Here is an 11,647-nt window from a genome sequence, read left to right as displayed (position 1 = left end):
TGATACTGAATCGAGTAGATTTTACAACGATTACACAGGCGGCACCCATTGCGCTTCCTCTGCATCCGGAAGCCTTCATGAAATTTGATCTCTCCGCGATTATCACCATCATGCCCATATCCCTGGCGACAATGATGGAACATATCGGCGATATTACCGCCATTGGTGCTACCGTCGGTAAGAACTATATCCAAGATCCAGGATTGCATCGCACTCTTCTCGGCGATGGTCTTGCCACTTCTCTTGCCGCGGCGTTTGGTGGTCCTGCTAACACCACTTATGGCGAGAATACCGGCGTTCTGGCGCTAACGCGCGTCTATGATCCCAAGGTCATGCAGATTACTGCTGTTTTCGCCATTCTGCTCTCCTTCTTCCCCGTGGTAAGCGGTTTTATCCGTTCTATTCCCACCGCAATTATCGGCGGCGTTTCCCTTATTCTCTATGGCATGATCTCCGCCATCGGTGTCCGCAATTTGGTTGAAAATCACGTGGATTTTACGAACAGCCGAAATCTGATTGTCGCTGCTGCCATTTTCGTCTCCGCTCTCGGCTTTACCGGAGAACATCCGGGATTACAGTTCAGCGTAGGCGGCCTAACCGTTTCTCTTTCCGGTCTTGCCATTGCCGCTCTTTTAGGTATTTTCCTCAATGCCTTGCTGCCCGGAAAAGATTATGATTTCAAGGAGGACGCTCCACAAGATACGGGCGTAAACTTTTCCGGTATTACCAAAAAAGGATCGAAGGACAGCAAATAAAAGCCATTCGAAGTAAAAAGAAGCCATCCGCATTCACGCGGATGGCTTCTTTTTTACTTGATTACATTGCCTGTATTTAATTCTCCCCCTGCTGTAATTGATATTCAATGCCGTCCACGACGATTTTGCTTGCCGCAGGCGCTTTCTCCTGCTGTGAAAACCAAGATTCCACCCAGTATTCTTCCATCGTGAGCGTTGGTGGATTGCCATCCACATGACCGCCTCGACCATCCACAAAAGCAAGATAAATGCGTCCATCCTGGTATCCGATATGCTCAATGCCGTATGCCTCTGTAAGCGCATCGCGCAAATTCAATAATGCACGAACGGGAGATCCCAATTTGGCTTCATAAAGAATGCCGCTTTTTTCATCCAGAAAAAGAATGCGATCTTTATAATATGCCGCATGTGCGCGCTTCACTTGGCGAATTTCCGTCACATCTTCCGCAATGGAGGAAGTTTCTTCTGAGGAAAGCGTGGATTCTTCAATTTCAAAACGACGGTGTTCTCCCGAATGTCCCAGCGCCTGGAGAACAACAAAAACGAGGATTACTGCAATCATGATCGCACCGACTAAGAGAAGAATACGATTCTGCGACTCCCGCAAACGTGAAACCTTATTCATTGCTCGATGGTAAAGAATATTCCCTTGCAGGTCGTTGAGAATTTGTTCTTCCCTTTCTGGCGCGAAGATATGCGTATCTAAATGCGATACCGCCTCAACAGAATTGATGTAGCTCTTCAGCAAAAGATGCAGCGCCGTAACAAAGGAAGGATATTGCGAAAGTTCCTGCTGTTGGGTAGAGGAAAGATTGTTTTCTGCCCCAATAAACGCAAGCGCTCGTGTTCGACGAGAAATCACCGCGCTTCGTTTCATGCGTAATAGAGAAGCAATGCGTTCGTCGGACAACGAAAACAGGATGCTTAATTGTAATACGATGCGGTCACGTTCGGGAATACGCGCAATCTGCTCACCAAAGACACTGACCTCCGCATCTCCCACGAGGGAGGGAATCGCCACATCCTCATGCCGTTCCATCGGTTGCTGTGAACGGTTTGCTCTGGCAGCAACAAGCGCGCGATGACGTGTTACCAAAGCCAAAATTGCCTTTTTTTCCTCTTTCGTCCACTCACCATCCATCACGCCACACTCGTGAAGGATGCCCATCACCTCGCGAACCACTTCTTCCGCACGACTTTCCTCATGTGTCAAGGAATAGGCAATGTGATATGCCAAGTTTTTTTGTTGCTGAAAAAACTTCACGCTCACCTGAGAAGTCATTTCCTTTTCATTCGGCATTTATTCCTCCTGTCCATATTGCAACTCATAAAGCACGCGGAACAAACCATTCTGCGCAATCAATTCCTCTTTCGTTCCCTGTTCTGCGATACGCCCATGGTGCATGACGATGATATGGTCCACCCCAGCAATGGTAGAAATGCGATGTGCGACAGCTAACATCGTTCGATTCTTCGCCATATTCTGAATAGCATTCTGAATCAACTGTTCGGTTTCTGTATCAATATTCGCCGTAGCTTCATCCAGAATCAAGATAGACGGATCCCCTGCAATGGTGCGGGCGAAGGATAGTAGCTGGCGTTGTCCGGCAGAAAGTGTCGCTCCGCGTTCTACGACAGGCTCATCATAGGTCTTTGGCAGACGTTCGATAAAACTGTTCGCATTCACCAACTCGGCTGCCCATATCGCCTGTCTGCGATCAACATTTGGACGACCAATCGTAATGTTGCCGAGGATGTCTCCCTTGAATAGGAAGACGTCCTGCTGCACAATGCCCAAGGCGCGGCGCAGCGAAACTAAATCATAGTCGTTGACATTGACATCATCTAACAGAATTTCTCCTCGTTCGACGGTATAAAACCGAGCAAGGAGACTGAGAATTGTACTCTTTCCGGCACCGGTTGCTCCGACGAACGCAACAAATTGCCCCGGCGCAATAGTAAACGAAACATCTTGTAAAACCCAAGGCATTTCTTGATCCTGTGTCGGTGACGTTACGGGCGATACGTCATGCGCATCCTCTTTCTCCGTTGTACTCTCCGGTTTAGGATAGCGGAACCAAACATGACGAAATTCAATTTTCCCTGTAAAGCCATGTTTTCCCACCTGTTTTCCCATCAGATACGGTTCTTCTGGAGCATCTAAGAGCTTGAATAAGCGGTCGGAGGACGAGAATGCCGATTGCATCACATTAAAGAGTTCTGCCATCTCCTGGATGGGCATGAACAGCCGCTGCAGGTAATTAATAAAGGCATAGAGCACACCGAAGGTTATTGCCCCTCGTATCTGCGCTCCGCCGCCCAGCCAGAAAAGCAACGCTAAGCCAACCGTTCGCACAACCTCAATGGCAGGACGATAAATACTGTAGTATTTAACTTCCCTGCGCGATGCGCGGTAATAGGACTGGTTCGTCTCATCAAATTCGTCGTAAATCTTCTTTTCCCGAAAGAACGTCTGAATAACACTCATTCCGTTGATGTTCTCCGCTAATTTGGTGTTGATGAGCGAGCGGATCGCGCGTTGTTTGTCGTATACCACGCGAATGCGCTTCTGAAAGATCACGGAAATGAGCATGACAAAGGGGGTAAGAAGCGTCACCAAGATCGCCAGGCGCAGATTCAAAGAAAAAAGCATCGCCAGAATACCAAAAAACAGCACCAAATTGCGGAACAGATTCGTCAAAACGTAGGTATATAGGTCTAAAACCGACTCCGTATCATTTGTAACACGGGTAACAAGGCTGCCGATGGCATGATGATCGAAATAGGTCATCGGCAGGCGCAAAACATGATCATAGATTTGCTGGCGCATATCCGTCACGATATAGACACCGGTACGTTGTGTTAACATTCCTGCCGCATACATCACAAAAAAGTGAAATACGATGGTCGCGAGATAAAGTAATCCCAACTGCACCGCAGAGGTCATTTGCGCATCCGCTTCGTTGGAAGATAAGCCGGGCATCTGTAAAGCGGTAAGCGGGCCATCAATTAAGACTTGAATAATCTTTGGGCGAAGCAATACCACAGCGGTACTCAATAGCATGGTGATAAAAATGAGCGCATACCAACCTATGTAGGGTTTGGCATAGCCGGCAAGACGACGAAGAGGTGTTTGTTTCTTTTTCATTCGCTCCCCCTTCCCGTCGTCGAGTTCTGCATTATCGATGAAGGACCTATCGTAGAACGAGATGCAGAGGAAAAAGCGATCTCCTTCTTACTAACTCCATCCATTTGACTTTCCAACAGCTGTCGATGATAAAGTTCACGATAAAAGCCGCTTTCGTTCGCTAATTGCTCATGGTTTCCTCGCTGGGTGATAGTCCCCTCTTCCACCACGATGATCTCGTCAGCATGCTGCACGGTCGATATGCGCTGACTAATCATGATGATTCCTTTTTTATGCTTTTTTAAGCCGGCTAAAATACGACTTTCTGTCTCGGTATCCACAGCCGAGAGTGCATCATCCAATAGTAAAATCGGCGCATTGCGATAGTATGCGCGAGCGATGGAAATTCGCTGTTTTTGTCCACCGGAAAGGGTTACGCCTCGTTCGCCCACTACAGTGTCATAACCCTCTTTCATTCCTTCAATGTCTTTATCCACCTGCGCAAAACGCGCCGCTTCTATTACCGCTTTTAGATTCTCCTCTTCGCCGCCAAAGGCAATATTCTCCGCAATGCTGCGAGAAAAGAGAAAGCTCTCCTGTGCCACCACCCCGAATGTCTGGTAGAGACGGGCAAAAGAACACTGCCGAATATCCACACCGTCCACGAGAATTTGCCCTTCCGTCACATCATAACGACGAAGCAAAAGTTGAACGATGGTCGATTTGCCGACCCCTGTTTTGCCCAGTATCGCCAGTGAATTTCCCGGATGAAGCGTAAAATTGATATCCTGCAACACCCAGGGAAGGTTCGGCGCATAACGGAAGGATACATGGCGAAATTCCACCTCACCTTTCCATTCCCCGTCTTCTACCGGATTGTGGACTTCCTCAACCGTCGAGCGTATGCGGAAAAGTTCATTTAAGCGTGCCATAGAAGATGCCCCTCGTTGAAATTGAGAAACAATCATGCCCATGGCAATGAGCGGCCAAACAATCATATTCAAATATTCTATAGTCGCTACAAATGCACCAATCGTAAGCACTTCACGTCGAATCTGCAAAGCGCCGTAGAGAATAAAAACGACAAAACTCAAACCCGAAATCAACGTAACAGAAGGATCAAAGAGCATATCCACCAAACTCCAGCGGATAAACTTTTTGGCATAATCTCTATTGACCGAACGGAAGGATGCGCTGCGGTTGTCTTCGATAGCACACGCCTTAATCACGCGCATTCCCGATAAGTTTTCTTCTGTTTCACTGGTCAGGTCGGAAAATGCATTTTGCAGCGCACGTCCTCTTCTATGTATGGGTCCCATCAGTTTGGCAATAACAAAAGCGAGAAACGGTAACGAAACGAGTGCCACTAATGCGTTGCCTACGCCAATCGTGGAAACAAGCATAATTACCGTAAAGGCGGTCATAAACAGACTGTCCACTAACATCATGACGCCACCGCCCATCGCTTGCCCCACCATAACTACGTCATTTGTGGCGTGTGCCATCAAATCCCCTGTGGTATGGTCAGTAAAGAAGCGCTGATCTTGATGTAAATAATGACGGAACAACTTATCGCGCAACCAGTATTCAAGACGTCTTCCGGCACCAAAAATCGCATTGCGCCAAAAGTAGCGTCCCAACGACATAAAGAGCCCTAAGCCGGAAATCCATACCACGAGTTCGAGAATTAACCGTTCGGTCAGTTGACCGGCCTGCGCCAAATCCGCAAAGCGGCGAATCACTTGTGGGCTGTACAAACCGGCAGCATCTACCAAAATGAGCATGAAAATACCGAATAGATAGTGACGGCGATTTTCCTTGAAAAAAGGAAAAATCGTTTTGAATTCGCGCATGTCGCCTCCTTTCGGAAAAAATCCAACATAAAGAGAATACACGGTATAATTCTACGTATGCCGTTGACAGACGGATCGCTACTGTCCTTCCCATTATACGGTTTTCTTCTTATAAAAGAAACGTTATAACGCAAAAGGACACTGGCAAGAAAATCAAGAACTTCCGCCATGGGGCGAAAAACAAGGCATTGTGCAATAGAAGGAAGATATATGGAACAGCATGGTCCACAAGAGCCGAACGAATACTTAAATACGCTAAGAGACGTTCGCAAGAACGGGCTCTATCCTCTTCATATGCCAGGGCACAAACGAAATCCCCGTTATGGTCAAGAGCTTCCCTATGGGCTGGATGTAACCGAAATTGAGGGGACTTGGGATCTTCACCATCCGGATGCCGCCTTGCGTAAAAGACTGCAAGAATTGGCAAAAGAGGTAGGCGCTGCCGCTTCTTTTTACTCCGTTCAGGGCTCTACAGGCGGGAATCTTGCCGGGATGTACACGCTTTGTCCGCCCGGCTCCGCGATTCTTCTTTCCCGTGCAAGCCATCAGAGTCTATATCATGCGGTGGAACTGCTTCATCTCAAGCCGGTATACCTCATGCCGGATGTATTGCCACCGGGCATTCCCGGTCCCATTCGACCGGAACAGGTACAAGCGGCTTTGGATGCTTTTCCGGACATTAAAACGGTATTGCTCACCTCGCCTACTTTTGAAGGCCAACGCTGCGATATTCGTGCCATCGCCGAGCTCTGCCATCTTCATGGTGCCAAGCTCATGGTTGATCAGGCGCATGGCGCACATTTGCGCTATCTGGCAGGCTTTCTACCACATTTTACCGATGCCGTTATGGATGGAGCCGATCTCGTCGTCGAAAGTCTGCACAAAACCTTGCCCGCGTTGACACCGGCTGCGCTGGTTCATGCCGCAAGCAGCGTGGATTGCACAGAGCTTTCCCGCGCCATTTCTATTTTTGAGACCAGTTCGCCCTCGCATATTCTCCTCGCATCGATCGATCATTGTTTGCGAACATTGGCAAAAGAAGGCATCCGGCGGCATCAGGAAGTCCTTGATGCCTGGCTTGCAGCAGCAAGGCGTTTACGTACTCTTACGGTTCTGGAGTGGATGGATTTTAATGCACAGAGGGTCGTTCTTCCCAGTGACCCCTTCCGCGTTGTCCTTTCCACAGCACAGGCCTCTGTTTCTGGTCCACAGCTGGCATCTCGATTGCGAAAAGAAGGGTTTGAACCAGAAATGGCGCAGGCAGAACATGTTCTCCTCCTGCTTTCTATTGGCGATGACCCGACGATTTTCCCCTCTCTCGTAGATGCCATCTTGAAAATTGATGCCACGCTTTTCAAAACACCGAAAAAGCGTCCGGTCTCCACACTTCCCTCGTTACCTGTGCAGATTCTCTCGATTGCCCAGGCGCGTCGAGCACCCAAATCGGATGTGTTGCTTTCCGATACGGCAGGATATGTTGCGGCAGAAGCCTTATGGACCTATCCCCCCGGCATTCCTCTTTTGATGCCCGGTGAACAAATCCGTCAAAGCACTTTAGATGCCTTACAAGGGATGGCGTCGCGCGGCGTGCGGTTACGTACCGATCGGCGTCCTGAAGGGCTTCCTTTCCAGAAACTCTCTCTGTATGTCGTCGGCGCAGAACTTGCTGAATCCATTACGGATGAAACAGAGACAGCATTACCCGGTTGACGCTTTGCCTACACGAACGTAAAATAGAAGAAACCCGAATGGGAAAACCAATTGACCAGCGGTCATGATCCTGAGGAGGACAAGATGAAACATATTATCAGTTTGCAAACCCGTGATCTTCAAAAGAGCGCCAAAGAGGGCGGATGCGGCGAATGCCAGACCTCTTGCCAGTCGGCGTGCAAAACGTCCTGCGGCATTGCGAACCAAGACTGCGAACAGGCGTCGAAATAAGGAACGACAAGTACGAATGATTCATTTTTTTCAATCGCAAGGATATAAAATCGCGCTGGATGTCTATTCCGGCGCGGTTCATATTTTAGACGACCTTTCTTTTGCTTTATTGGGTGTGTTAGAAACGTTACAAAAAGAAAAAGTTTTTTTTCCCGAACAAGGTCTGGATGACGATACACAAAAGACGGCAAAAACACGCATTCTGACAGCATTTCCTTCCTTTACCGCGGATGAGGTGGATGAAGCACTATCGGATCTGGCAACACTGATTGAAGAAAAACGCCTTTTTACCGAAGATCCCTATGCGAATCTGTCCTTCCAATTGCGCGACCGAAAAACCTATGTCAAAGCGCTTTGTCTGAACGTTGCGCATACGTGCAACTTAGATTGCGACTATTGCTTTGCCAGCCAAGGAAAGTATCACGGCGAGCGTGCCCTGATGACCATGGAGGTGGCTAAACGCGCCATCGACTTTGTAGTAGAAGCATCTGGTCCCCATAAAAAAATAGACATTGATTTTTTTGGCGGGGAACCCATGCTCAATTGGCAGCTGGTCAAAGATACCGTAGCGTATGCCCGTAAAAGAGAAGCGGGAACAGGAAAACAATTCCGATTCACCTTTACCACGAACGGCATGTTGTTAGATGACGAAGTAACCGAATTCCTGAACCGAGAAATGCACAATGTTGTCCTCTCTTTAGATGGACGAAAGGAAGTGCATGACCGCCTTCGTCACACCATTGACGGTCGAGGAAGCTACGATCGCATTGTTCCGCGTTTTCATGCCTTTGTCGAACGGCGCGGCGAAAAAGAATACTATATGCGCGGCACCTTCACTAAGAATAACGTGGATTTTTATCAGGATGTGCTGCACATGGCAAATCTCGGATTCTATCGTCTTTCCATGGAGCCGGTCATTGGCGATGCCAATGAGCCTTACATGCTTAGTTCCGAAGATACGAAAATGCTTCTTAATGAATACGATAAACTCGCATCGGAAATGATTCGCCGAAATCGTCTCGCCCGAAACGCTGTCCGACAAGGCAATTCTGTTGACGATCTTGCGCCGACGGATCACCCCTTCGTGTTCTACCATTTCATGATGAATTTAGAAGGCGGACCTTGTATTCATAAACGCATCTCCGGATGCGGAAGTGGCGTTGAATATTTGGCGGTCACTCCACAGGGGGATCTGTACCCGTGTCATCAGTTTGTCGGTGAAGAACAATTTATCGTGGGCAATGTTTTCGATGGCATTACCAATCCAGTCGTAACCGAACCTTTTAAGGAATGCAATTGCTATTCTCATCCTGAATGCAGTGACTGTTGGGCAAAACTCTACTGTTCCGGCGGATGCGCTGCCAATGCGTGGCACGCTTCCGGCTCCCTCACGGGAACCGTTCCGTTTAGTTGTACACTTTTCCGCAAACGTATGGAATGTGCGCTTGCTATTCAGGCGGATCAGGCGCTTTCCAGACAAGAATAATTCTTTCCGGGTAAACCACTATTGGATGGGCTGCCTTTTTATCATAACAACCGGGAACGCTTTTCTGCATTAAAAAAGAAAAGCGCTTCTTTTTCTTGCCATTTTTCGGGATAGTGCCTAAAATAAAAGATAGGGCGCATCGCGTCCATTCATTTTCAAGAAGAAAGGAGTTCAACATGGGACCTGTGAACCATTCAGACAATGCAGAAACGCCGCCGACTGAACCTCGAAGTTCGATGAATGAACGCCTTTCCGAAGAGAAGCCTTCTTTTTCTCTTCTTGTTTTTCTGCGCTGAGAAAGGCGCTCATTTCCCTATTGGGTAGGAGACGTTTGCATTGCCGTGCGTACCATGACGGAGGTGCAAAATGGAAAATAAAACTTTTGTAGAGAAGCTCAATGAACTAATTGAAAAAAAAGATGTCGTCGGGGTCCGCCAGCATATTGAAGATATGCACGCTGCGGACGTGGCGACAATTTTAGAGGAAGAGCCGGCAGAAGAAGCCGCCATGTTTTTTCGTTTTATGACGAAAGATAAAGCGGCGCATGTCTTTTCGTATTTAAGCGTACCGCGCGCATTGGATTTAGTGGCGCTGTTTACCACATCGCAGACAGCGTCTATCTTCGACGGTCTTTACGTGGACGACGCTGTTGACCTACTGGAAGAAATGCCTGCCAATGCGGTGCGTGCTGTTTTGCAGACGGCTACGCCGCAAAAACGGGAACAGCTCAATCGCTTTCTGAAGTATAGCGATCAATCCGCTGGCAGCGTCATGAGCGCCGAATTTATCCAGATTTATCCTCTCATGACGGTGCGCGAAGCGATTGATAAGATTCGCCATGAAAAACGCCTTTTGGATTCTTTTTCCGAAGTATATGTTACCAGTAAAGATTTGAAACTCCTGGGTGTTCTGTCGGTTCGGGAACTTCTCTCCGCAGACGATGAGCAAAATATCGTGGACGTGATGCACGATCATGTCATCTCCGTCACTACGGATACCGATCAGGAAGATGCGCTCGATGTCATCTCCCGCTACGACTTTAGCGCACTGCCAGTTACTGATTCGGAGTCACGCATAGTCGGTATCATTACAGCGGACGATGCGTTGGATATCTCGGAACAGGCGGCAAGCGAAGACTTTCAAATCATGGCGGCGATTAACCCGAATGACAAAGAGTATTTTGATACCAGCGTGTGGGATATGGCAAAAAGCCGGCTACCTTGGTTGTTGTTCCTTATGCTCTCCGGAATGCTCAATGGTTTGATTTTAGGCTCTTTCGAGAATGCCTTCTTGACCTTGCCCATTCTTGTGACCTTTATCCCGATGCTTACCGATACCGGCGGAAACACCGGTGCGCAAAGCTCAACGCTCATCATTCGCGGATTGGCGACCGGAGATATTGATAGGAAAGATGCGCCTCGCGTTCTCTGGAAAGAATTTCGCGTAGCACTCTGCGTAGGTCTCGTACTGGGGCTTCTCTCCTTTCTGCGCGTCGCTCTATTTCCGCCAAACGATCCCGTTGTGGGCATCGTCGTCGGCTTAGCAGTCATGACGATCGTTCTCTTTTCTAAACTTCTGGGAGGTATGCTTCCGCTATTGGCGGAACGCATCGGCGTAGATCCGGCATTAATGGCTGCTCCGCTCATTACGACTATCATTGACGCCAGCGGATTGATTGTTTTCTTTCTCTTGGCAAAAGCCATCTTACATCTCTAACAAAAAAGACCTCTTTCCCGCTTACACCGAGAAGGAGGTCTTTTTTCATTTGTTTTCTACATCACGACAAATCTTCCGGACCAAAGGAATGCGGTAGCAATTCGTCCAATGTATATTCGATGACGCAATCTTCCCCATTGGCTAAAAATACCGGCATCTTCTTCGCGCAAAATTCACTTAACGCCTGTCGGCAAACGCCACAAGGGGTTGTGAATGCGTCGGTGAGCTTTCTTTCTCCTTCGTGCCGTCCGACAATGGCAATCGCCTGAAAGGAACACGCTCCCTCTGAAACCGCTTTATACAGCGCTGTGCGTTCGGCACAGGTGCCGGGTGAGAAGGCCGCATTCTCAATATTACATCCGCTCCAAATGACGCCATGCTCATCTAAGAGCGCTGCCCCGACCTGAAAATGCGAATACGGCGAATAGGCATTCGCCAATGCTTCTTCTGCAGCGTCTACCAATGCTTTTTGAGGGCAGTTTTGTCTTGTCCACTTTTGCATGTTGTCTCCTTATGCATCCTGCTTCATGAGGGTTACGCCATCTTTTCGCACTATTGCATATATGGGAGTATGCGCAGAAGCGACGGAATTACGTGTAAAGGAATAAGCGGATTTCGCCAAGACAATGGCTTCTCTGCCCTTTTCTTCATCGTTAGCCTCAACGGTAAACAAAACATCCCCTTTATGAACCGCATCCCCAACTTTTTTCCACACGTAAAGCCCCACAGCCGGATCAATCGCATCATTCGTATGCCGTCTTCTGCTTGA

The 11,647-nt window shown here is 48.3% G+C and carries 9 protein-coding genes; 5 read left to right on the top strand and 4 right to left on the bottom strand.

The genetic code is table 11. From position 1 onward, the window contains the following. Positions 1-755 (top strand): solute carrier family 23 protein (locus tag RDL68_RS04975; RefSeq protein ID WP_308540580.1); only part of this gene is annotated, 755 nt, incomplete at its 5' end. A gap of 76 nt (positions 756-831) precedes the next feature. On the opposite strand, the gene RDL68_RS04970 is transcribed toward RDL68_RS04975, so the two are convergent. From RDL68_RS04970 to RDL68_RS04960, 3 genes are read right to left on the bottom strand one after another with little or no spacing between them, the layout of a single operon-like run. Beyond that, the gene (locus tag RDL68_RS04970; RefSeq protein ID WP_308540579.1) at positions 832-2,055 is read right to left on the bottom strand and encodes a hypothetical protein; all 1,224 of its coding nucleotides are present in this window, start codon (positions 2,053-2,055) and stop codon (positions 832-834) included. Then, a complete protein-coding gene (locus tag RDL68_RS04965; protein ID WP_308540578.1) occupies positions 2,056-3,903 on the bottom strand; it encodes an ABC transporter ATP-binding protein in 1,848 nt (615 codons plus the stop codon). It lies immediately after the preceding gene. Continuing rightward, positions 3,900-5,735, bottom strand: coding sequence for an ABC transporter ATP-binding protein (locus RDL68_RS04960; RefSeq protein WP_308540577.1), 1,836 nt, complete (start codon positions 5,733-5,735; stop codon positions 3,900-3,902). Before RDL68_RS04960 ends, RDL68_RS04965 begins: the two co-directional genes overlap by 4 nt. 210 nt (positions 5,736-5,945) lie before the next feature. On the opposite strand from RDL68_RS04960, the gene RDL68_RS04955 reads away from it, so the two are divergent. The 4 genes from RDL68_RS04955 to mgtE all read left to right on the top strand — a co-directional run bounded on the left by RDL68_RS04955 (position 5,946) and on the right by mgtE (position 10,878). Continuing rightward, positions 5,946-7,445, top strand: a complete 1,500-nt coding sequence (locus RDL68_RS04955) for an aminotransferase class I/II-fold pyridoxal phosphate-dependent enzyme (protein WP_308540576.1) — start codon at positions 5,946-5,948, stop codon at positions 7,443-7,445. An 84-nt stretch (positions 7,446-7,529) separates the two neighbouring features. Continuing rightward, positions 7,530-7,676 carry a six-cysteine ranthipeptide SCIFF gene (gene scfA / locus RDL68_RS04950; RefSeq protein WP_308540575.1) on the top strand — a complete coding sequence of 49 codons (147 nt, stop codon included), beginning with the start codon at positions 7,530-7,532 and terminating at the stop codon, positions 7,674-7,676. A 16-nt stretch (positions 7,677-7,692) separates the two neighbouring features. Continuing rightward, the gene (scfB, locus tag RDL68_RS04945) at positions 7,693-9,162 is read left to right on the top strand and encodes a thioether cross-link-forming SCIFF peptide maturase (RefSeq protein WP_308540574.1); all 1,470 of its coding nucleotides are present in this window, start codon (positions 7,693-7,695) and stop codon (positions 9,160-9,162) included. A 366-nt stretch (positions 9,163-9,528) separates the two neighbouring features. Next, on the top strand, positions 9,529-10,878 hold the full coding sequence (gene mgtE, locus RDL68_RS04940; protein WP_308540573.1) for a magnesium transporter: 1,350 nt from the start codon (positions 9,529-9,531) through the stop codon (positions 10,876-10,878). A 61-nt stretch (positions 10,879-10,939) separates the two neighbouring features. Here the strand turns inward: mgtE and cdd are convergent, their stop codons facing one another. After that, complete coding sequence (gene cdd / locus RDL68_RS04935) at positions 10,940-11,380, bottom strand: cytidine deaminase (RefSeq protein ID WP_308540572.1); 441 nt, start codon at positions 11,378-11,380, stop codon at positions 10,940-10,942. Between the last annotated feature and the right edge of the window lie 267 nt (positions 11,381-11,647).

Origin of the sequence: uncultured Murdochiella sp., from assembly GCF_902488755.1 — a bacterium.
Classification (GTDB): domain Bacteria; phylum Bacillota; class Clostridia; order Tissierellales; family Peptoniphilaceae; genus Murdochiella.
Note: the sequence above shows the minus strand (reverse complement) of the source record. Positions and strands in the feature narration are given on the sequence as shown.

What these genes read in the sequence shown, in the direction of transcription:
- RDL68_RS04970 (WP_308540579.1), bottom strand. Translation starts at nt 2,055, where the DNA reads ATGCCGAATGAAAAGGAAATGACTTCTCAGGTGAGCGTGAAGTTTTTT.
- RDL68_RS04965 (WP_308540578.1), bottom strand. Translation starts at nt 3,903, where the DNA reads ATGAAAAAGAAACAAACACCTCTTCGTCGTCTTGCCGGCTATGCCAAA.
- RDL68_RS04960 (WP_308540577.1), bottom strand. Translation starts at nt 5,735, where the DNA reads ATGCGCGAATTCAAAACGATTTTTCCTTTTTTCAAGGAAAATCGCCGT.
- RDL68_RS04955 (WP_308540576.1), top strand. Translation starts at nt 5,946, where the DNA reads ATGGAACAGCATGGTCCACAAGAGCCGAACGAATACTTAAATACGCTA.
- scfA (WP_308540575.1), top strand. Translation starts at nt 7,530, where the DNA reads ATGAAACATATTATCAGTTTGCAAACCCGTGATCTTCAAAAGAGCGCC.
- scfB (WP_308540574.1), top strand. Translation starts at nt 7,693, where the DNA reads ATGATTCATTTTTTTCAATCGCAAGGATATAAAATCGCGCTGGATGTC.
- mgtE (WP_308540573.1), top strand. Translation starts at nt 9,529, where the DNA reads ATGGAAAATAAAACTTTTGTAGAGAAGCTCAATGAACTAATTGAAAAA.
- cdd (WP_308540572.1), bottom strand. Translation starts at nt 11,380, where the DNA reads ATGCAAAAGTGGACAAGACAAAACTGCCCTCAAAAAGCATTGGTAGAC.